We start from the raw sequence: 19,189 nt of genomic DNA, 5'->3' as shown, positions 1-19,189 counted from the left end.
TTTTATGGTGAAAATTAGCGCGAAATTTGTCCCGATTTTTAGTGCCATTCTGCTGCTTTCGGCCTGTTCGGGCGGAAAAGGTGACTGGCCGAATCTTTCCGACCCGGTGCCGGACCCATCGGAAAGGGAGCGCGAAATTGTCCGGTCGGAAATCCCACCGGCAATTCCCAACAGCAAGCCTCAACCACCTGTTCGTCCAGCACTAAGCGGGGGCGTAGCACCCGCGCCTGCATCCGACCCCATACCAGGCACAGAAAAGGATGCGTCTGATCTTTTGCTGAAAATCAAGGAAGCGCTCAGGGACGAAACACTGGCATACCGTAAGGCCAAGGCCAAAATCGCCGAGGCAGAAGAAGGCGACGCTCAGCAGGATGCCTGGTTCTCGGCCCAGCTGGCGCTTACACGCCTTAGCCGGACCGCCAGCCGCCTTGATACCTTGCTAGCGCTTGACATGCCACGCATTGTAGCCGAGGCCAGTGCAGAAACCGAGATCATGGAGCGATTCGTCGTTGGTGAGCGGCAGAAACTTTTTGAAGCCAAGCCTTAAGCCACCGCTTTCTCCACAGCGCGGGCCAGACAGTCTGCCGCCAGTGTGCCCAGAACCGCCATTGTCGGCGCCAGATCCCCATCCAGCGGTTTCGACGCTGTAGATAGCGCGAATACCGTATCGCCATCAAACGGTGTATGAATCGGCCGGATTGATCGCGCCAAACCGTCTTGCGCCATCATCGCTAGCCGCTTGCATCCCGCCTTGTCGAGCGCAAGATTCGTTGCGATCACAGCAATGGTGGTATTGGCGCCAACGAACCCGAGTTTCGGCAGACTAACATCGCCAAGGGTGACGCCTGACTCATTCATTACGGAACCGAAACTGTTTACAGCGACTATGGCGCCCACCTTCAGACCGTCTTCTGTTTCAAAGCTTGCAGTGCCGATGCCGCCAGCCTTTGCCCCAGCCCGCGCGCCAAAGCCCGCGCCGGCCCGGCCCTGATCCACATCTTCCGAAAGCGCCAGGACCACCTGCTCGCCCAAGGCCCGGTAGGGCGCATCCATGCCCCAATCCTTGTCGCCACCATTCATCAGGTCAAAAAGGATCGCCGACGGCACAACCGGCACTGTGCGCGGCCCCAGAGGCAGGCCAATGCCTTTTTCTGACAAAGCGGCGATCACGCCGTCCGCTGCTGCAAGGCCAAATACAGAGCCACCCGAAAGCACCACCCCGTGTACGCGGTCCACCAGACAGGTGGGGTCGAGCGCATCTGTATCGCGTGTACCCGGACCACCACCACGTACATCTACCCCCATGGCAACAGGCGCATCGGGGATAACGGCCGTCACGCCGGTCACCGCTTTTTCACAAGCCACCTGACCGACCTTGAGTCCGCCAATATCTGTGATCGAATCGCGCAGCCCTGGTTTGGCGATGATGCGCATGGTGTCTCTCCCCAGCTGCTCCGGCATACGATACGGGAGCGTATCAGTTTTCCTCACCCGGCAGGCAGATCATGAATGTCGTGCCGTCAGGCCCGGTTTCCGCCAGCCCGATTTGCCCGCCGTGGGACAAGACAATGTCCCGGGCTGTCGCCAGGCCAAGGCCTGTGCCTCCCGCGCGGCTGGACTGGAACGCCTTGAAGAGCGTTGGTCGAATAGCCTCAGGAATGCCCGGCCCCTTGTCCGTCACCTTGATATGGACCGTGCCGTCCTTGTCTTTCTTTGCACCCACCAAAATGGTGCCCGTCTCACCCTGCACGTCATGCGCATTGCGGCACAGATTGAGAAGAACGCGGTGCAACTGCTCCGCATCCGCGTAAACCATCATTTCTTCATCTATGTCGCAGACGAAATCGAACTTGCTGTCTTCATCAAGACCAAGAGACAAGACTACATCGTCCACCAGTTCGCCCAGCGGCGTCCAAGCCTTCTCCGGCACCGGATCATCTGCTTTGCCGTGGCGGATCGTGCTTTCGCAAAGGGCCACAGCCCGGCTGACGCTGTTCACAAGCCTGCGGGAAATCTTCTGCACGCCCGGGTGGTCCACCCGCTGGAGCGAATCGGACGCGAGCTGCGCCGTCGCCAAAATGTTCCTGAGATCATGATTGATCTTGGCCACCGCTTCACCAAGCGACGCCAGATTGGATTTCTGCTTCAGGTTTAGCCTGAGCTCTTCCTGCATGCGCGCAAGCTCACGCTCTACAAGGCCGATTTCATCAGGCCGCCTGTTTTGCTTTATCTTCGCAGGGACGGCTTCTGGCTTGCGCCGGAAAGCAACAATGCGGTCCTTCAGGCGGCGCATGGGCCGCACCAGAAGCCAATGCAGCGCCAGATAGACAAGGATGCCGGTAAAGAGCGACGTAATCAGCGACAAGACCAGCACATTATTGGAATAATTCTTGAGCGCCGCATAAAGCCCCGATTCGTCCATCGTGATTTCAAGCATTCGCGTTCCGGGCACCATGGGGTCACCCACAACCCTGATAACACGGTTGCCGCCCATCTCTAGCGTGCCGAAGGCATCGGTAATGAGCGTCCCCAGTGACGGGTTTCTGAGGTCAAACGTAGCCTGCACCTCTTCGGGCATGACGTCATAGCCGAGGAGCAAGCTCTTGTCCTCGCGCCGCATTATAAGGGCGATCACGCCGGACTGGCTCAGGAGACGCTGTTCAAGCTCGGGGCTCACCATATTGCCGGGGGCGGCCTCAAGGGCCAGCGCCGCAATCTGGGCGTTTTCGAGCCGTGTCTCAAGATAATCCTGCCGGAAGGACGCGATTGATGTTGGATAAATAAGGGCCGATATCACCATCACAAAAAGGAAGGTGAGGATCAATAGGCGCGACCTGAGGCTGGATGTCAGCGGTTTATAATGCTCGGGCATAACCTGTTATGAATCTCATCCGGCGAGGAAATGCAAGTAAACTAATTGGCGTATAATAGCACTTTTTCCATCCAGTCCAGCGCCGATTCGCCGCACCACCAGACCCGGCGCTCGGAAATAAAAGCCTGGAAACGGCGGAAGTCCTTAATTTATGGGCAAAACCGGCGAAAATATGGTAGAAGGCTAGCCGGAAATGGAAAAGCGCGAGATGGGTTGTTGACTTAGGCAATTCTGGCGGTTATACAGCGCGCTCGAAATTGGACGCCGGGCCGTGGGAAACCGCAGAGCAAGGCGATTAACTGGAGTAAGTCAAGTGAAACGGACCTTTCAACCGAGTGTGCTGGTGCGTAAACGCCGTCACGGTTTCCGTGCTCGCAAAGCAACTGTAGGTGGCCGTGCTGTGCTTCGCGCACGCCGTGCTAAAGGCCGGAAGCGCCTGTCGGCGTAAAGGTCTGGGCGCCCCCTTGGGGCACCTCTATCACACACGATGAGAGCTGACCGAGAGATATCCGGTCGGCTTTTGTTGTTTTTGGGCTCTAGCTCACGGGCATCGGCATCATGACCGAACAGGCTTTAAAACTTGCGCGCATCACCAAACGGCCAGACTATCTGGCCGTGGCAAACACCCGCCGCAAGTGGGTGACCCCAAGCTTTATTCTGCAGGCCAAACCAGGTGAAGGTGATTCGCCCCCACGCGCCGGTTTTACCGTATCCAAGAAGGTCGGCAAGGCCGTGATCCGCTCTCGGGCTCGCAGAAGGCTGAAAGAAGCCTGCCGCGCTATTTTACCGCAATTCGGGCAAGCCGGGTGGACTTACGTGCTCGTCGGCCGCCCATGTTCCGTTGATTACGACTTCATGAAAATGCAGGCCGATATGAAATGGGCCCTTGCAAAACTGCATGCGGGTGCCGATCTAAGCCCAGGTAAACCACACGGTAAACCGCAGAAAACCAAGGCAGGCCGGGGAAAAACCTGATGGCAGACAAGGAACAGAAGACAGGGCAACGCATGAGCCCACTTGCGTTCCTTCTTTATGGCTTGGTTCGCTTCTATCAACTTGTCATCTCGCCAATGCTCGGCCCCCGATGCCGATATCAGCCCACCTGCAGCAGCTATGCTGTGGAAGCTTTGCGTCTTCATGGTGGACTTAAGGGCGGATGGCTGGCAATAAAGCGCATCGCCCGCTGCCACCCTTGGGGTGGATTCGGATACGATCCTGTGCCACAAAGCATGCGCCCGGGCGAAACGCCTAAGGGTGGTGTGCATGATCACGGCTCAGGCTGCGGATGCGACAAGAATTTGGAGGCCGGCACAGACCGGTCAGATGATCAGGGTATGACGTCTCATGGGTGAAACTAAGAATATCGTGCTGTTTGCAGCAATCTCGATTGCTGTCTTCTTCGGCTATAATGCGCTCTTCATCTCGCCGCAGCAGGAAGCCCTGCAGCGCGAAGCGGCACAGCAAGCCGCAACGCAAGTGGAAGATGGCATTGCGCCCAAGGAGGCTGCTCCTGTCGATATGGACTCTGCGGAAGCATCCGACACGGCCTTGCCCGAACCAGACAATAGCGACATCGGCCACGTCAAAATCGTTACGCCCGAGCTGAGCGGCAGCCTGTCACTCCGTGGCGCCCGGTTCGACGACCTTCTGCTGGTGAACCACAAGGTCAGCATGGAAGAAGGCGCGGATGAGATTCGCCTGCTCAGGAACGCCGGCCAGCCTGATGCCTATTACGCCCGCTTCGGCTGGGCCGCAAGCCGTCAGGAAAGCGATTTCGTACCCGGCCCACGCAGTGCATGGACCGCTGACAGTGACACGCTGACGCCTGATCAGCCGGTAACGCTGGCGTGGGACAATGGCGACGGCGTCCGCTATCTGATGAAAGTGGAAGTGGACGATAAGTTCATGTTCACGGTTACCCAGACTGTGATCAACTCCACCGATGAAGTCTTGCAAGTTGCCCCATACGGCATGATCACCCGTCGTGGTGAGCCAAAGACTGACGGCCTCTACATCCTGCATGAAGGACCGCTCGGCGTCTTTGACAACAAACTGGAAGAACGCACCTACAGCGACATCAAGGACGATGGAAATTTTGAAGCCACGGATATCACCGGCGGCTGGATGGGTATCACCGGCAAATACTGGATGGCGACCCTGATCCCCGATCAGAAGGCCAGCCTTTCGGTTGCACGCATGAAACATAGCGGCGGCGCTTACCGCGTGGACTATGTTGAAAACTGGCAACAAATCGATGCTGGTGGCTCGCTTGAGAGCCAAAGCCGCTTCTATGCTGGCGCCAAAATCGTCAGCACCATCGACGCTTATGCCGAAAAGTATGACATTGCCCTGTTTGATCGTACCATCGACTGGGGCTGGCTATGGTTCTTCACCAAGCCGATCTTTGCTGGCCTGCACTGGCTGTTCCAGGCGACCGGAAACTATGGCATCGCCATCCTGGCCATGACTGTGATCCTGAAACTGATCCTGTTCCCGCTGGCGAACAAGTCCTACCGCTCCATGAGCCACATGAAGGACGCTCAGCCGAAGATCAAAAAGCTGCAGGAACGCTACAAGGACGACAAGCAGAAGCTGCAGCAGGAAATGATGGCGCTCTATCAGAAGGAAAAGATCAACCCGATGGCCGGCTGTCTGCCGATGATCCCTCAGATCTTCATCTTCTTTGCGCTTTATAAGACGCTTTACGTTACTATCGAAATGCGCCACCAGCCCTTCTTTGGCTGGATCACTGACCTATCAGCCCGCGACACACTCACGCCGGTGAACCTGTTCGGCCTGATTGACTGGACGCCACCTGCCATGATTGCCATCGGCGTGCTGCCGATTCTGATGGGCATCACCATGTGGCTGCAGCAGAAGCTGAATCCACAGACCAGCATGGACCCGACCCAGCAGAAGGTCATGAGCTTCCTGCCGATCATTTTCACCTTCATCATGGCGGGCTTCAGCTCCGGCCTGGTGCTCTACTGGACATGGAACAACCTTCTGTCCATTGCGCAGCAGTCCTTCATCATGAAGCGCGAACATGCCCGCCGTGAGGCACAAGGCAAGACGAGCAGCTAAGGTGAGCGAAGAGCAATACACCCAATCTGACCTGGAGCGTGGCCGGCTGTTGTTTGCCGGTCGCGTGGATTTTGTCATGGGCGCGGTATCCTTGAAGACCCTGCCGGGCGCGGACCGCCCCGAAGTGGCATTCGCGGGACGCTCCAACGTGGGCAAATCAAGCCTTGTGAATGCGCTGACGGGCCGCAAGACGCTGGCGCGTACATCGAACACGCCGGGCCGCACCCAGGAGCTGAATTACTTCGAGATGGGCATGGAGATGGACACGCCCGCCTATCTTGTGGACTTGCCGGGTTACGGCTATGCCAAGATCGAACGCAAGAAGGTGAATGCCTGGACGCGGCTGGTGAAAGACTATCTACGTGGCCGCCCAAACCTAAGGCGCGTGCTCCTTCTGATCGACAGCCGCCATGGCCTGAAGGAAAACGACCGCGAGATCATGCACATGCTGGATGAAGCCGCGGTCAACTATCAAATCGTGCTGACAAAGCTTGATAAGCTGAAGGTAGCCGACCGCGAGAAGATCGTGAAAAAGACGCAGGAAGACGCGAAGAAATTCATCGCCTGCCACCCGATCATCATGGCGACCTCAAGCGAAAAAGGCTGGGGTCTGCAGGAGCTGAGGGCGGAAATCGGTCAACTGACAGCTTTCTAGCGCCCATCTCAGGCACTTCCCGCCTTTCAGTTTGCCTGATTGAAGGCCTCAAGCGTTTCTTCCGATATAATCTGGAACTGGCTCAAAAGCCCCTCGATCTCAGGACTGCCGTCCGCCTTGGCCGCATATTCGATTGCCTGACAGGCCTCCCCGAGCCGCATCGCCCCGAAACTGCGAGCCGCGCTCTTGAGCGCATGCGCCTGGATTTCAAGCTGTTCCAGGTCGCCCACTGACGCATGCTGCATCAACTCACACCCGGAATTTCGAATTTCCTGCTTAAGTGAATCCAGCAGGAACGCTGCTGATTCCTTACCTACTTCTGCCGCGAGCCTGTCAAGGACAGGCATGTCAAGCAAAGGTATCTGACCCCCCATAGAGCACTCCTCTCTTGCGTCTTTATTCTATGGCGAAACTGCATATTTGCCAAGAAGTCTTACGCTTTTAGTCTTGTATTGGACTGGAGAATCTATAGACGCCCTTCAGTCCTTCGGGGGAAACCACCTTCTTTTTTCGGATAAACACCAAGAGGCCATCGGCGTGAAGCTTCACCGCTTCATGACGAATTCTGGGCAAATACTTGCGCCAGTCTTCACCTTCTTCAGCCAGAACTTGTGCAATTTCCCGCGGAGCGACTGATCTGCTGTCCTCGGTCGCCTCCAAAATCGCCTGACGGATGTCTGTATCGGCCTTCGCCATATCAATTCCCCTTGTTTCTGGCACCCCTGCCCGATTTTTCCTTTTCCCACACGCGCTCAAAGGCTAGTGTCCCCGCAGAAATCTTGGCGAGGAGTTCCCATGAAAGTTAGCTTTAAGGTCGTGGCCACCGTTGCCGCGCTGAGCTTAGCAGCCTGCAGCGGCGAAAGCGACGAAGAGAAAAAATCCGACACCGGCAGCAATAGTGCCGAAAGCGCGGAAACACAATCAGAAACCGTCGCAGAGCAAAAAGCTGAAAAGGCTGCAGCACCACAAACAGATGAACAGAAAGTATCAGAGACAATGAGTGAGAGAGAAGCGTTCCGCGCAGAGAACCTGGCATACCTTGAAGAGAACGCCCAAAAAGACGGTGTTCAGGTTACCGAAAGCGGCCTTCAATACCGTGTGATTGAAAGCGGCGAAGGCAAAAGCCCATCTGCGGATGATTATGTCACCGTTCATTATGCAGGCAGGTTCATTGACGGTAACGAGTTCGATTCCAGCCACAAGCGCGGCGAACCCGCCACCTTCCCTGTAGGCCGGGTTATCCCCGGCTGGGTTGAGGGTATTCAGATGATGAGCGTGGGCGACAAGTGGGAGCTGACGATCCCATCTGATCTCGGCTACGGTGAAGGCGGTGCCGGCGGCGTCATTCCGGGCAATGCAACGCTCGTGTTCGAGGTTGAGCTTCTGGACGTGATGACGCTTGAGAAAGCCCAGAAAAAAGCTGAAGAGCAGATGGAAGCCCATAAAGCCGAGCAGCTTGCATGGCTTGAAGAAAACGCCAAGAACGACGGCGTCGTAACGCTTGATAGCGGCCTTCAATACCGCGTAATTGAGGAAGGCGAAGGCACCAGCCCTGAAGCAACCTCAATGGTGACAGTGCACTATAAAGGCACCATGATCGACGGCACGCAATTTGACAGCAGCTACGACCGCGGCCAACCAGCTTCCTTCCCGCTTGATGGTGTGATCAAGGGTTGGACAGAAGGCGTGCAACTGATGAAAGAAGGCGCCAAGTATGAATTCTACATTCCATACGACCTGGCATATGGCGAGCGCGGTTCACGCAGCATCCCGCCCTATTCCACGCTGATCTTTATCGTTGAACTGGTCTCTGTAGACAGCTAGGACAAAAGACACAGGACGCCATAGCAACGCCCGAGAACATGCTGGAAATAGAGATAAAAGATCACGTCCAGCAGCGCCAGAGCCCCAAAGAGCGGCAAGGCGAGATATTTGAGCACTGCGATGGCGGCCCCCAAAGTTATTCGGGGTGGGGCAATGCGCCACCCCATCACATCTTCCGGTACTGGTCTTTTTCCGATCATAGCCGGACCATAACAGGGGATCCCGCCCTTGCCTAGCGCCGCTGACATCCATTTGGACTTTGGCGAAATCGCCCCCAACCTCTGGCCGACCTTCACCGGCGACCAGCCGCTGCCCTTGCAGCAACACTGGGCATACGGCGAAACCCTCAAGGCCATCGGCGCCGATATAAGCCAGCTGACCCTGTCGCATGAAGGCTCCCCCATCGCTATTGCGCTGGTGGGCAAGCGTAGCTTTTACCGCCTTATCCGTATGAACAGCCTGATGCGGGGCCCGCTTTGGCTGCCGGGTATCAGTGCCGACACACAAGCCGCCGGCCTCAAGGCGCTTCGGCGGCACTACAGCCCCTGGCGCTGGAACTTCATGCTGTTGCAGCCGGAACTGGCCGATACAGCTGAAAACCAAAAAGTCTTAAAAACGGCGGGCTATCGCCGTGTGATGACAGGCTATAGCACCATCTGGATGAATCTTGAGCCAGACGCAGACACCCTGCGCGCGAACCTGGCCGGCAAATGGCGCAATCAGCTGAAAAAGGCAGAATCATCCGGCAAGCTGGAAACTGTGATCGGCGGCAGGAAGCAGCACCAGTATAGTTGGCTCACTGAACGCGAGGCGGAACAGCAAACCCGGCGCGGCTATCAGGCTGTACCCATCGGGCTGGTACCGATCTATGCTGGCATCGCTGAGCGCTTCAGCCCCACAGACAACAGCATCGGCGTCATGAGTGTGACAGCCCTTGCTGGCCGCAAGAAAGTGGCGGGTGCGATATTCATGCTCCACGGCAACAGCGCAACCTATCATGTGGGCTGGTCAGGCGATGACGGCCGCGCACTTAATGCGCAAAACAAGGTTCTGTGGGACGGCATCATGGCCTTGAAGGAGCGCGGCATCCGCTTCCTCGACATGGGCGGCCTGAACACGGAGGAAGGCGCGGGCATCGCCCGATTCAAGCTGGGGTTGGGCACAGACCCGGTCACCCTCGCGGGCACCTGGCTCTAGGGCACCCCAACCTTATCTTCCTTTTCTGTGAACTCCTGATCTTTCTTTTCGATAAATTCCTGATCGCTATTCAGGATCAGCTCAGTCTCCCGCACGATTTCCCTGGGAAACAAAACGAACCACACCACAAGGCCCGACAGCAGCAGAATAGCCACCGCCATAAGGAGCGGCAGGAGCTGGCTGGAATTTGGCCAAGTCAAACCCGTGATTTGCGACCCGGTATCTGACCTGTGTTTTGTCTCGATCCCCTCAAGGCTCACTGGCATCACAAGCGCGTAGCCTTTGCGCGGGATTGTCTTGATAAAGGTCGGTGCTTTTGGGGTGTCGCCCAGGGCCTGTCGAAGCCTCGATATCGCCTGGGTCAACGCTTCATCGCCGGCATAGGGCAATGATGACACCTCAGCCAGCAACTCTGTCCGCGCCACCGGTTCGCCGCCAGCTTGGGCAAGCATTGTCAGAAGTCTGATCAAACGCGGCTCAAGGCGAATTTCGCGCCCATCTGAATGGACAAGACAGTTATGAGAACCATCCACCAGGACATCCCCGAGCCGAAATCGCTGCGGCAAAGCATTTGAAATTGCAGGATTTTCTTCCTCTCGCAACATTTCTCAACCTTTCCGTCAGGACATTTATCAGCGCCATTCGGCAATGGAAAATCAGTTACGGCACCTTTGCCTGTGTCGTCAAACAAAGCAACAGCGAGACAATTATGAAACAGATATTTTTATATGTGTGCCTTTTGGTGTGGATTTCCTCTCCTGCAGTTCAGGCTTCAGAAACCCATGATGCGCCAAGGTGGATCGACAGGGCCGCAATGGACGAAGTGTTGAGGCAAGCCACACGCGATGGCTTTGTCGGCGTTGTCGGCATTTCCGACGGAAGCAGCACTATTTTTAGCTTTGCGGTGGGAGACGCCGTCGCCGGTGAAGCGCCTTATGGTGAAGTCACGCTGGTAGACATAGCGTCCATCACCAAACAGTTCACCGGCGCCGCAATCCTCAAACTTCGGGAGCAAGGCAAGGTCCAGCTCTCTGACAGACTGGATGATTTTTTCAAGGACGTACCGGAAAACAAAAAAGCCATCACCCTGCACCAGCTTCTGACCCACACCGCAGGGCTTGCCGATGTGGTCGGCCAGGATCAGGAAGCGATAGAAAGGGATGACTATCTGGCGCGCGCCTTTGCAGCTCCTCTGGTGGCCAAACCCGGCACACGCTACGAATATTCCAATATGGGCTATTCGCTTCTGGCTGCGATTATCGAAGTCACGAGCGGCCAGGCATACGAGGACTATCTTTTTGACAACCTGTGGAAGCCTGCCGGTATGTATACCACCGGCTACTACCGCCCTGACTGGAGCGAACGCACCGTCCCTCAGATCGCCGTGCCGCACGACGGCCTGTCCTCAGCCAAGGACGTCCTGGACCGAACAGGCGGCAAGACATGGCACCTATTTGGTAATGGGGGCGTGCTCAGCACCGCGCCTGACATGCTGAGGTGGCATCGGGCGCTTCTGGGCACCAAGATACTAAGCGCAGAATCGAAAGAACTTTTGTTCGCCCCTCATGTGTCAGAAGGGGAAGAAGGTTACTATTACGGTTATGGCTGGTCGATCGTACCGGACTATAAGGGTAAAAAACTGGTTTGGCACAATGGCGGCAGCCATTTCAGCCGGGCAGAATTCTGGCGCTTTCCCGAAACGGGTATGGCCATCTTCATCGCCACCCATTCAAAGGATGTAGAGCCCTATTTCATGGCAGATGCGCTGGCGAAAATTTTAAACAGTTCGTCATCGGCACCTGAACGCAAATAACGCCAGTTCTTGGTTCACAAGGTGGCTCCCGCAGGTGGCAAGAACCATCTGCGGGATTTTTCATGCAAAATTACCTCCGCTTATTGACGTTTTTTGGCTGGCTTTCCATATTGTGATATTATAACTGTACATAACCGGTACGTATGAGGTTTGAGTTTTGGAACTGGCATTGATCCTGTCTGTCTTGCTGCTGCTGGCTGCGCCGCTGTTGGCTCGGCTTGTTGCACGCCTACCTGCCCTGAAGGGCGGGCTGGACGGATTCGTGCTGGTGACAGTCCTGGGCCTTGTCACCCTCACCCTGCTTCCTGAAGCACTCGCACACAGCGGTGTCTGGGCAATCCTGATCGCCGTCTTCGGCTTCTGCCTGCCCTGGATCGCTGAATTCCTGTTCCACCGCGCTGAAGAAATGACCCACCGCGTCGTTATGCTGGTCGCGGCCCTGGCGCTTGTGGTGCATGCGGCATCCGATGGCGCCATCCTGGCTTTCGCAGGCCAGAGCGAACACGGTTCCTTTGTCGCCACCGGGATCCTGTTGCACCGCATCGGTGTAGCGGTCGCCGTCTGGTGGCTTCTCAGGCCAGTCCTGACCACCTGGGCCGGTGTTGCTGTATTGGCCGCACTTGGGGTCATGACCATCATCGGTTATGTCATGGTGGTTTACGCGGGCGATTGGTATCACATCCCGCTTGTCGGCTATTGGCAGGCGTTTGCTGCAGGGTCGCTCCTTCATGTGGTTCTGCATCCACTTGACGATCATAACACCGCGCCAAACGCCAAAAACCTGTGGGCCCACCGGATTGGCACAGGGGCCGGCATAGGGTTTCTTTTTGCGCTGGTCAGCGCCCATTACCTGCACCATGCGCCGAGCGACGTGACAATGATGTTGGCCCATGAAGCCCATCATGTTGTGGACTTGATGGCATCGATCGGCCGGTTGGCCGCACCACTGATGATCCTGATTTTGTTGGGGGCTGCGACCTATACCAAAATCTACGGAGGCACCGTTAAAGCGGCGTACCAGACACTGCGCCGGATAGCGCCCTGGACACTGGTGGCCTGGTTCGCCATGACTGTCGTTGCCGAACTGTTGCCCTATGAAATCCCGACCCCCTCAGGTGGGCAGATCATGTTCACCTTGTGGCTGGCCATCATCTGCGCAGTGCTTGTGCACACCGGCGCCCGTGTTTTTTTCTCCCAGCTTCTCCCCACCATGCGGGGGCACAAGCATAGTCACGGGCACAGCCACTAGCTAATCTCGCCCCCCTAGTTTTCCTTGCACCGCAAGTCGTTTGGCGGTAGCCATGGCGCACGCAAACAAGCAGGACCATTTCATGCGCTTCAAGGCGAAACGAGTGATAGTCACCGGCGGCACGTCGGGCTTCGGCGAGGCCATTGTTAAGGCTTTCGCAGCTGAAGGCGCACATGTGCATTTCTGTGGCTTGATCGACGCAGAGGGCGAGCGTGTCGCGGCTCAGGCCCAAGGCCTTGAAGGCAGCGCACACTATCACCACGCCGACGTACGTGAGGAGGCCTCGGTCAAGTCCTTCATTGAGAAGGCGACCGACGGGCATGAGATTCTGGATATCGCGGTTAATAACGCGGGCATCAGCCACACGGCCGCGCGCTTCGCTGACCAGGACATGGCAATGGTAGAAGACGTTTTCCGCACCAACGTGATGGGCATCTGGCTTGCCATGCGCCACGAAATTCCGGTCATGCTGAGGCAAGGCGCTGGCGCCATCGTCAACACAGCTTCCATCCTGTCCCGATCCGGCGCTGAGTGGATGGCAGCCTACGGCACCAGCAAACATGCCGTTGTGGGCCTGACAAAAAGCGCGGCGCTGGACTATGCCGACCACGGCATCCGCATCAATGCCGTCTCACCAGGGCCGATGCTGACACCCATGTTCGAGCGGGCGCTGGCAGACATCGGGGGAGACATGAGCAAATTCGCGGGCGGCCTTCCGAAGGGCGGGCCGGCAGACCCGCATGATGTCGCCAAAACGGTGCTCTATCTCGCCAGCGATGAAGCCGGTTATATGAACGGCGCCAACGTGATCGTCGACGGCGGTACGTCATCGGGCCAGCACGCATGAAATTGCCACAGTTTGGCTTGAAACTGATGGCCGAACACCAATAATACTCATAGGGCCCACCCCGGGAGCACGCACGAATGAATATGCTAAGCGAATGGTATCGCCGGACTTTTTCGGACCCGCAAATGGTACTTCTGGTGCTGTTCGCGCTGGCGGCCGTGCTTGCCATCTCACTCTTCGGCCATATGCTTGCCCCAGCCATTGCGGCTGTTGTGATCGCCTTCCTTCTGGACGGGCCCACAGAGTGGTTGATCCGGCGCGGTGCACGGCGTTGGATGGCATTCTCCGCCGTCTACCTGGGCTTTATCCTTCTCTCAGTTATCGCCATGCTCACCGTGGTACCGCTGCTTATTCAGCAGGTCAGCCAGTTCATCAATGACAGCCCGGCCATGGTCGGCAGCATGCGTAACGCGCTTCTGTCGCTGCAGCAGCGCTTCCCGGACCTGATCTCTGAGGCACAGGTCAACAGTTGGTTGACCGGCCTTGGCAACGAGATCGCCAACTTTGGACCGAAGCTTCTGCAATATTCCCTGTCCGGTCTGACCGGGGCTGTAGCCGTGGTCGTCTATGTGGTACTGGTGCCGGTGATGGTCTTTTTCTTCCTCAAGGACAAGGCACAGATCCTTGGCTGGTTCGCCAGCTTCCTGCCCAGCGACAAGCCTGTGCTCGAGCAAGTCTGGGGCGAAGTGCTGGAACGCGCCGGGGACTATGCCCGTGGCAAGGTCTATGAAATATTGATCGTCGGCAGTGCCGCTTTCGTCACCTACAGCGTTCTTGGCCTGCCTTATGCCACGCTCCTTGCGGTGGCCACTGGCCTCAGCGTGATCATCCCGTATTTCGGTGCGGCCATGGTTACCTTCCCGGTGGCGCTTGTGGCCTATTTCCAATGGGGCCTGGGCGGCGAGATGGCGACAGCAGTCATTGCTTACCTTGTCCTTCAGGCGCTCGACGGCAACCTTCTGGTGCCGCTTCTGTTCTCTGAAGCCGTCAAACTGCATCCCAATGCCATCATCATCGGCATCCTGGTTTTTGGCGGCATCTGGGGCTTCTGGGGTGTTTTCTTTGCTATTCCGCTGGCGACGGTGGCCAACGCCATCATCCGCGCATGGCGCGACCGTTCGCAGGGCAACAACGGCACGGCTAAGGCTTGATTTTAAAAAAACTTTTCAAGTGGGTTCAATTCTGCCTAAATTAGGGCAGCGAAACCAAACACAGGCAAGTAAGTTTTATGATTCTTGAGTCTCGCAGTATCATCTTCTCCGATGAAGAACTCGTCCTCGCACTTCGTCCTGTTCTTGAAGGGCGGGGCCAGTCTACCAATCCACCACTCAAGAACATCATCTCTGAGTTGGATGAAGAAGGCGAAGTATCCGTTCAGATGATCCTGTCTGACGGGTCTGACAACATCCTTTTCAACAGCCGTGAGGTTGGTGCCGCCGTGCTCAACCACTGTATCGACCAGGGCGTGCCTTTGCCGCGCGGGTCCTACAAGGAGCTTGCGATCCGCGGTGACCATGTCGCCCTGATTGTACGCCTTGAAAGTGGCAAGGTCAGTTCGGGGATCGACGAAGACGAGGAATAACCGCGCCTTAGCGCAATCGCGCCAGACGAAGAAAAGGGCTGCCAGATGGCAGCCCTTTCTTATTTTATCGCAGGATATCGTAATCTCACGACCTACTCTTCCGGCCTACTCCTCTGGCAAGAAATCCGGCACGGACAGATACCGCTCGCCGGTGTCATAGCAGAAACCAAGGATCCGCGTGCCCTTGGGCAAGTTCTTTTCCTTGATGGTCTGGGCAATCGCTGCGAGCGTCGCACCGGAGGAAATTCCCACAAGCATGGCTTCCTTGGCTGCCGACTGGCGCGCCATGTCTTTGGCGTCAGCCGGGTCAACCTTCACCACACCGTCGATCAGGTCCATGTTCATCACGTCGGGGATGAAGCCGGCGCCAATGCCCTGAATAGGGTGCGGACCAGGCTCACCGCCCGACATCACAGGCGACAGGGTCGGCTCCACCGCCAGGACCTTGATATCCGCCCACTTGGCCTTAAGCGCCTCGGCGCAGCCTGTGATGTGGCCGCCCGTACCAACGCCGGTGATCATATAATCCAGCCCTTCAGGGAAATCCGCCAGGATTTCAGGGCCTGTTGTCTCACGGTGCACTTTCACATTAGCGGGGTTCTGGAACTGCTGCGGCATCCAGGCGCCGTCAGTTTCCTCGACAAGCTCGCTGGCTTTGGCAAGCGCCCCTTTCATGCCCAGCTCCTTCGGCGTCAGCACAAATTCGGCGCCATAGGCCAACATCAGGCGGCGGCGCTCGATAGACATGCTCTCTGGCATCACCAGAATAAGGCGGTAGCCTTTCACCGCCGCCACCATGGCAAGACCGATGCCTGTATTACCGGACGTTGGCTCAATAATCACGCCGCCGGGCTTCAGCGACCCATCTTTTTCGGCTTCCTCCACCATCGAAAGGGCGATCCGGTCTTTAATCGAACCGCCGGGGTTGGATCGTTCCTGCTTGATCCAGACTTCATGGTCCGGGAAAAGGCGCGAAACGCGCACATGCGGCGTGCCGCCAATTGCATCAAGAATGGATGCAGCTTTCATCGTGTTTCCCCCTCTTTGGGTCGGTTGAATTTCTGCTGTTGTGCCGGTTTACCGTTCCACAGCCTTCTTGCTGCGCATCGGTACAATCTCATCAGTGTCTGCGGGCCGGAACATCACGCGGGACCAGGCCGGCACAGACCGGGTGATCCAGACATTGCCGCCAATCACGGAATTGTGCCCAACAATGGTTTCACCACCAAGAATGGTGGCACCCGCATAAATCACCACATTGTCGCCAATGGTGGGATGGCGTTTTTTCGACCGCTGGTCAGGGTCCACCCTCAGGCCGCCCAGTGTCACGCCCTGGTAAATTTTCACATTGTTGCCAAGGACCGCCGTCTCACCGATAACCACGCCAGTTGCGTGGTCAATCGCCAGCGAATGGCCGATCTGTGCGCCTGGGTGGATATCCGCACCCGTCTTTTGGTGGGCGTATTCGGTGATCATCCGCGGCAGCAGCGGCACACTTCTTTTATGAAGCGCATGGGCCAGTCTATAGGCCACCACGGCATAAAACCCCGGATAGCACAGGATCACTTCCTCAATAGACTGGGCCGCCGGGTCACCGGCCACAAGCGCTTGGGCGTCCAGATAACACAGGTCCGCGATGTCCGGCAGATCGGAAAGGAAGCCATGCACCAGAAGTCGTGCGCAACCAACATCCTTGCCCCGGCATAGCGGATCAACCAGATCGTAGAAAGAATCTTCAAGAACGCGTAGCCGCTCTTCAAGCGACAGATCATCCTCTTCTGCGACCGCATAATGCGGGAACATCACCGCCGCCGTCTTTTTCAGGAGATTGCCGATCTTGCCAAGCGACATGCCAGACAGGTCGCCATATTTCTCATGATGATTTTTCAGCCTGGCCGCAATATCGTCAAAACTGCTTGCCGAAGCTGACTGATTCTTTGGCGTCACCGTCATTGGATGCCCTCGCGTTTTTATCTTTATAACAGTTTAGGAGCGCCACAGCCATCTACAAGGCCAAAGCGCGCTAGAATTTCTTCACAAAACCGAGAGGAAAGCTTTTGTATAGGCCGGGAAAAGGTGGGGTTAACCCGCCTTTTTTGGAATGAAATGCTCGTAACCGGCTTCTGCCATCAACTCGTGGGACCGGTCCACCACCTTATCTTGCAGGAGCGCCATGAACTCTTCCTTGGTGCGCCCCGGCGCAAAAGGACCGTCTATCTCGAACACAGCCGTGCCCGCCCGGTGCCAGAAACCCTTAGTCCAGAAAAGGCCTGTGTTGGTGGAAACGGTGTAGACCGGCAGTCCGGTTGCTTCCTGCAAGTGGAAAGCGCCCGACTTGAGCCGACGCGTCTGCCCCGGCGGCACGCGAGTAGCCTGCGGATAAACGATCAGCGGGCGGCCCAGGTCCACCACATGCTTTGCAACCTCGTCCATCCCCTTGTGGGCGGTGCGGGACTCGCGGTCGATGCGAACGATGCGCATTTTCTTGAGCAGCATCCCGATGAAGGGAACGCTGAACAGCTGGCGTTTCGCCAGGGCCGTCACATCATTCCTGAGCGGGAAGGTCATAATCGGGTCCATATTGCTCTGGTGGGCGGCCGCAAGGATCAGGGCGCCCTCCTTCGGCAGTTTCTCGACGCCGCGATATTCATACTTGATACCGCCGAACACGCGCGCAATCCAAAGGCAGCTCCGGCAAAATATATCAACGCCCTTACGGGTTTTGGCTTCGGATACAAACAGACTGATCGGCGCCAGAATCAAGCCGCAATAAATCAGGGTGAATGGATAAAAGGTCAGATTGAAAAGAATAGACCGTATCCCGTTCATCAAAGCTTTCACGCTTTTACTCCATTCGCTTGGCTGCACCGCCTTCTTGGCGACCATGACTGTCCATACAGACGACCTTTGGTCAGAGTCTTTTAGCCGCCCCGCAACGGGAACGCCAGCCTAACTGGCTTTCGCTTGGCAAAAAAATCAGGTAACCTTCTGATTAAGTTAGTCAAAAAAGGCCGCCCCAAGAAAACCGGCCCTCCTTGAGCCAGAGGAAAAATAATGACAGACACCGACGACAAGCGCAGCGATGACAGGCTTCCGGTCCTGTGGCACGGCACATTGATCGACGAAGCGGAATTCAGCTACCCGTGCGAAATACGCGACGTATCGCACGCTGGCACACTGGTGACGTGTGAGGAAGAATTCCCCATGGGCACGGAACTGATCCTGATGATCGAGGACTTGGGCGAATTTGCAGGCGTGGTGAAATGGCAGGGGTCGCAACAACTGGGCCTGATGATTCTGGCGGGGCCCGATCTCGTGCTCAAGAAATTTGCCGAAGGGTCAGGCGCCAACCTCTCCAAGCGGCCGGTAGAACTGGGCGAGGATCCCCTCAAGACCAGTTGAAGGCATTCCAAAAAAAGAGCGGCCCCGTGGCTTGGAAAACGGGCCGCTCAAACTTCCTCGCTGAGTGTCTGGAGGGTTCTACCCTCCTTTATTCTATGCTTATTTGTAGCGGCGCTGGCGCCGGCGGCTAAAGCCGGTAAATACCTTCGCGCCTTCTGGTTTGCTGTCTCTTGGCTCGGGCTTTGTCACTTCGTTCAAGAAGGTCATTGTTTTTCTCCTCGCTATCGTTTTTCTGGTTTCCGCTGTCCGTTTTTGGATCTGTCTGAAACCTGTGTTTTTTGCTGTCGTCGTGTCGTTCGGCCTTTTGGCCTGTTGCCTCTCATATCAGCAACGGGCATGCCAAAATATAAAATGACTGTATTTCAAAGGTGTGCAGAAACAATAAAGTTTGAAAATTAATTCAATTATTTTGAATAAAGTTTGAAAATTAATAACTGTCCGACTCATAAGTTGGAACGGCTATATTCACAGCCCTACCTCCAGCCAATTCAATAGTGTCCGCTTCAGGAACTAACAGGACTTTCTAACATTATCATCATGAAGTCAGCTGCTGACCCTTTGCAGACGAAACTCCCATCCAGGTGTCAAGGGCGGAGCAAAATTAGGCCATAGGGCGGCGTAAAAGTGAGCCAGTATGGATATGGTTGATATGATAGCCGGGGGC

General features: G+C 56.4%; 23 protein-coding genes. 14 read left to right on the top strand and 9 right to left on the bottom strand.

All coding sequences use genetic code 11. The features are described 5' to 3' along the window. Window positions 1-4 precede the first annotated feature (4 nt). Complete coding sequence (locus ACFO5Q_RS12565; protein WP_068143146.1) at window positions 5-547, top strand: hypothetical protein; 543 nt, start codon at window positions 5-7, stop codon at window positions 545-547. Here ACFO5Q_RS12565 and ACFO5Q_RS12560 read toward each other — a convergent pair. Together ACFO5Q_RS12560 and ACFO5Q_RS12555 are read right to left on the bottom strand one after the other, a co-directional pair. Further along, the gene (locus ACFO5Q_RS12560) at window positions 544-1,434 is read right to left on the bottom strand and encodes a P1 family peptidase (RefSeq protein WP_068143145.1); all 891 of its coding nucleotides are present in this window, start codon (window positions 1,432-1,434) and stop codon (window positions 544-546) included. The genes ACFO5Q_RS12565 and ACFO5Q_RS12560 overlap by 4 nt on opposite strands. 43 nt (window positions 1,435-1,477) lie before the next feature. Beyond that, on the bottom strand, window positions 1,478-2,872 hold the full coding sequence (locus ACFO5Q_RS12555) for a sensor histidine kinase (RefSeq protein WP_082719626.1): 1,395 nt from the start codon (window positions 2,870-2,872) through the stop codon (window positions 1,478-1,480). 313 nt (window positions 2,873-3,185) lie between these two features. Between ACFO5Q_RS12555 and rpmH the strand changes: the two genes are divergently transcribed. From rpmH to yihA, 5 genes are all read left to right on the top strand, one after another. After that, entirely contained in the window at window positions 3,186-3,320 is a 135-nt protein-coding gene (gene rpmH, locus ACFO5Q_RS12550) for a 50S ribosomal protein L34 (protein WP_074519531.1), read from the top strand. Window positions 3,321-3,430: 110 nt separating this feature from the next. Further along, window positions 3,431-3,847, top strand: coding sequence for a ribonuclease P protein component (rnpA, locus tag ACFO5Q_RS12545; protein WP_068143143.1), 417 nt, complete (start codon window positions 3,431-3,433; stop codon window positions 3,845-3,847). A gap of 32 nt (window positions 3,848-3,879) precedes the next feature. After that, window positions 3,880-4,224: a membrane protein insertion efficiency factor YidD gene (yidD, locus tag ACFO5Q_RS12540; protein WP_082719688.1), complete on the top strand. Its 345-nt coding sequence runs from the start codon at window positions 3,880-3,882 to the stop codon at window positions 4,222-4,224. Continuing rightward, window positions 4,217-5,956, top strand: a complete 1,740-nt coding sequence (gene yidC / locus ACFO5Q_RS12535; protein ID WP_068143139.1) for a membrane protein insertase YidC — start codon at window positions 4,217-4,219, stop codon at window positions 5,954-5,956. Before yidD ends, yidC begins: the two co-directional genes overlap by 8 nt. Then, window positions 5,919-6,611, top strand: a complete 693-nt coding sequence (gene yihA, locus ACFO5Q_RS12530) for a ribosome biogenesis GTP-binding protein YihA/YsxC (protein WP_068143138.1) — start codon at window positions 5,919-5,921, stop codon at window positions 6,609-6,611. The genes yidC and yihA overlap by 38 nt, the downstream gene beginning before the upstream one ends. Before the next feature lie 26 nt (window positions 6,612-6,637). On the opposite strand, the gene ACFO5Q_RS12525 is transcribed toward yihA, so the two are convergent. Both ACFO5Q_RS12525 and ACFO5Q_RS12520 read right to left on the bottom strand, forming a co-directional pair. After that, the gene (locus ACFO5Q_RS12525) at window positions 6,638-6,985 is read right to left on the bottom strand and encodes an Hpt domain-containing protein (RefSeq protein ID WP_068143135.1); all 348 of its coding nucleotides are present in this window, start codon (window positions 6,983-6,985) and stop codon (window positions 6,638-6,640) included. A gap of 67 nt (window positions 6,986-7,052) precedes the next feature. Next, window positions 7,053-7,307, bottom strand: a complete 255-nt coding sequence (locus tag ACFO5Q_RS12520; protein ID WP_068143133.1) for a DUF3253 domain-containing protein — start codon at window positions 7,305-7,307, stop codon at window positions 7,053-7,055. A gap of 99 nt (window positions 7,308-7,406) precedes the next feature. Between ACFO5Q_RS12520 and ACFO5Q_RS12515 the strand changes: the two genes are divergently transcribed. Continuing rightward, a complete protein-coding gene (locus ACFO5Q_RS12515; RefSeq protein WP_068143132.1) occupies window positions 7,407-8,435 on the top strand; it encodes an FKBP-type peptidyl-prolyl cis-trans isomerase in 1,029 nt (342 codons plus the stop codon). Here ACFO5Q_RS12515 and ACFO5Q_RS12510 read toward each other — a convergent pair. Further along, entirely contained in the window at window positions 8,432-8,635 is a 204-nt protein-coding gene (locus ACFO5Q_RS12510; RefSeq protein ID WP_156431832.1) for a hypothetical protein, read from the bottom strand. The genes ACFO5Q_RS12515 and ACFO5Q_RS12510 overlap by 4 nt on opposite strands. Before the next feature lie 28 nt (window positions 8,636-8,663). On the opposite strand from ACFO5Q_RS12510, the gene ACFO5Q_RS12505 reads away from it, so the two are divergent. Then, entirely contained in the window at window positions 8,664-9,632 is a 969-nt protein-coding gene (locus tag ACFO5Q_RS12505; RefSeq protein WP_068143127.1) for a GNAT family N-acetyltransferase, read from the top strand. Here the strand turns inward: ACFO5Q_RS12505 and ACFO5Q_RS12500 are convergent. Beyond that, entirely contained in the window at window positions 9,629-10,165 is a 537-nt protein-coding gene (locus ACFO5Q_RS12500; protein WP_197420906.1) for a winged helix-turn-helix domain-containing protein, read from the bottom strand. The genes ACFO5Q_RS12505 and ACFO5Q_RS12500 overlap by 4 nt on opposite strands. 176 nt (window positions 10,166-10,341) lie before the next feature. Here ACFO5Q_RS12500 and ACFO5Q_RS12495 point away from each other — a divergent pair, with 176 nt between their 5' ends. The 5 genes from ACFO5Q_RS12495 to ACFO5Q_RS12475 all read left to right on the top strand — a co-directional run bounded on the left by ACFO5Q_RS12495 (window position 10,342) and on the right by ACFO5Q_RS12475 (window position 15,123). Beyond that, window positions 10,342-11,445: a serine hydrolase domain-containing protein gene (locus ACFO5Q_RS12495; RefSeq protein ID WP_068143123.1), complete on the top strand. Its 1,104-nt coding sequence runs from the start codon at window positions 10,342-10,344 to the stop codon at window positions 11,443-11,445. A 157-nt stretch (window positions 11,446-11,602) separates the two neighbouring features. After that, a complete protein-coding gene (locus ACFO5Q_RS12490) occupies window positions 11,603-12,694 on the top strand; it encodes a ZIP family metal transporter (protein ID WP_156431831.1) in 1,092 nt (363 codons plus the stop codon). A 52-nt stretch (window positions 12,695-12,746) separates the two neighbouring features. After that, entirely contained in the window at window positions 12,747-13,541 is a 795-nt protein-coding gene (locus ACFO5Q_RS12485) for an SDR family NAD(P)-dependent oxidoreductase (RefSeq protein WP_068143120.1), read from the top strand. Window positions 13,542-13,618: 77 nt separating this feature from the next. Further along, the gene (locus ACFO5Q_RS12480; protein ID WP_068143117.1) at window positions 13,619-14,692 is read left to right on the top strand and encodes an AI-2E family transporter; all 1,074 of its coding nucleotides are present in this window, start codon (window positions 13,619-13,621) and stop codon (window positions 14,690-14,692) included. A gap of 77 nt (window positions 14,693-14,769) precedes the next feature. Beyond that, the gene (locus ACFO5Q_RS12475; protein WP_068143113.1) at window positions 14,770-15,123 is read left to right on the top strand and encodes a hypothetical protein; all 354 of its coding nucleotides are present in this window, start codon (window positions 14,770-14,772) and stop codon (window positions 15,121-15,123) included. Between the two features lie 105 nt (window positions 15,124-15,228). Here the strand turns inward: ACFO5Q_RS12475 and cysK are convergent, their stop codons facing one another. The 3 genes from cysK to ACFO5Q_RS12460 all read right to left on the bottom strand — a co-directional run bounded on the left by cysK (window position 15,229) and on the right by ACFO5Q_RS12460 (window position 17,964). Beyond that, window positions 15,229-16,152, bottom strand: coding sequence for a cysteine synthase A (gene cysK, locus ACFO5Q_RS12470; RefSeq protein WP_068143110.1), 924 nt, complete (start codon window positions 16,150-16,152; stop codon window positions 15,229-15,231). 48 nt (window positions 16,153-16,200) lie between these two features. Further along, complete coding sequence (gene epsC, locus ACFO5Q_RS12465; RefSeq protein ID WP_068143108.1) at window positions 16,201-17,076, bottom strand: serine O-acetyltransferase EpsC; 876 nt, start codon at window positions 17,074-17,076, stop codon at window positions 16,201-16,203. Between the two features lie 129 nt (window positions 17,077-17,205). Next, a complete protein-coding gene (locus ACFO5Q_RS12460; protein WP_197420905.1) occupies window positions 17,206-17,964 on the bottom strand; it encodes a lysophospholipid acyltransferase family protein in 759 nt (252 codons plus the stop codon). Window positions 17,965-18,177: 213 nt separating this feature from the next. Between ACFO5Q_RS12460 and ACFO5Q_RS12455 the strand changes: the two genes are divergently transcribed. Further along, complete coding sequence (locus ACFO5Q_RS12455) at window positions 18,178-18,525, top strand: PilZ domain-containing protein (RefSeq protein ID WP_068143105.1); 348 nt, start codon at window positions 18,178-18,180, stop codon at window positions 18,523-18,525. Window positions 18,526-19,189: the final 664 nt, after the last annotated feature.

Origin of the sequence: Kordiimonas lipolytica, assembly GCF_042651265.1 — a bacterium.
Classification (GTDB): Bacteria; Pseudomonadota; Alphaproteobacteria; order Sphingomonadales; family Kordiimonadaceae; genus Kordiimonas; species Kordiimonas lipolytica.
Note: the sequence above shows the minus strand (reverse complement) of the source record. Positions and strands in the feature narration are given on the sequence as shown.

Bases quoted from the DNA above. Each gene is read 5' to 3' on its own strand.
- ACFO5Q_RS12565 (WP_068143146.1), top strand. From the start codon at position 5: ATGGTGAAAATTAGCGCGAAATTTGTCCCGATTTTTAGTGCCATTCTG.
- ACFO5Q_RS12560 (WP_068143145.1), bottom strand. From the start codon at position 1,434: ATGCGCATCATCGCCAAACCAGGGCTGCGCGATTCGATCACAGATATT.
- ACFO5Q_RS12555 (WP_082719626.1), bottom strand. From the start codon at position 2,872: ATGCCCGAGCATTATAAACCGCTGACATCCAGCCTCAGGTCGCGCCTA.
- rnpA (WP_068143143.1), top strand. From the start codon at position 3,431: ATGACCGAACAGGCTTTAAAACTTGCGCGCATCACCAAACGGCCAGAC.
- yidD (WP_082719688.1), top strand. From the start codon at position 3,880: ATGAGCCCACTTGCGTTCCTTCTTTATGGCTTGGTTCGCTTCTATCAA.
- yidC (WP_068143139.1), top strand. From the start codon at position 4,217: ATGGGTGAAACTAAGAATATCGTGCTGTTTGCAGCAATCTCGATTGCT.
- yihA (WP_068143138.1), top strand. From the start codon at position 5,919: ATGCCCGCCGTGAGGCACAAGGCAAGACGAGCAGCTAAGGTGAGCGAA.
- ACFO5Q_RS12525 (WP_068143135.1), bottom strand. From the start codon at position 6,985: ATGGGGGGTCAGATACCTTTGCTTGACATGCCTGTCCTTGACAGGCTC.
- ACFO5Q_RS12520 (WP_068143133.1), bottom strand. From the start codon at position 7,307: ATGGCGAAGGCCGATACAGACATCCGTCAGGCGATTTTGGAGGCGACC.
- ACFO5Q_RS12515 (WP_068143132.1), top strand. From the start codon at position 7,407: ATGAAAGTTAGCTTTAAGGTCGTGGCCACCGTTGCCGCGCTGAGCTTA.
- ACFO5Q_RS12510 (WP_156431832.1), bottom strand. From the start codon at position 8,635: ATGATCGGAAAAAGACCAGTACCGGAAGATGTGATGGGGTGGCGCATT.
- ACFO5Q_RS12495 (WP_068143123.1), top strand. From the start codon at position 10,342: ATGAAACAGATATTTTTATATGTGTGCCTTTTGGTGTGGATTTCCTCT.
- ACFO5Q_RS12485 (WP_068143120.1), top strand. From the start codon at position 12,747: ATGGCGCACGCAAACAAGCAGGACCATTTCATGCGCTTCAAGGCGAAA.
- ACFO5Q_RS12480 (WP_068143117.1), top strand. From the start codon at position 13,619: ATGAATATGCTAAGCGAATGGTATCGCCGGACTTTTTCGGACCCGCAA.
- ACFO5Q_RS12475 (WP_068143113.1), top strand. From the start codon at position 14,770: ATGATTCTTGAGTCTCGCAGTATCATCTTCTCCGATGAAGAACTCGTC.
- cysK (WP_068143110.1), bottom strand. From the start codon at position 16,152: ATGAAAGCTGCATCCATTCTTGATGCAATTGGCGGCACGCCGCATGTG.
- epsC (WP_068143108.1), bottom strand. From the start codon at position 17,076: ATGACGGTGACGCCAAAGAATCAGTCAGCTTCGGCAAGCAGTTTTGAC.
- ACFO5Q_RS12455 (WP_068143105.1), top strand. From the start codon at position 18,178: ATGACAGACACCGACGACAAGCGCAGCGATGACAGGCTTCCGGTCCTG.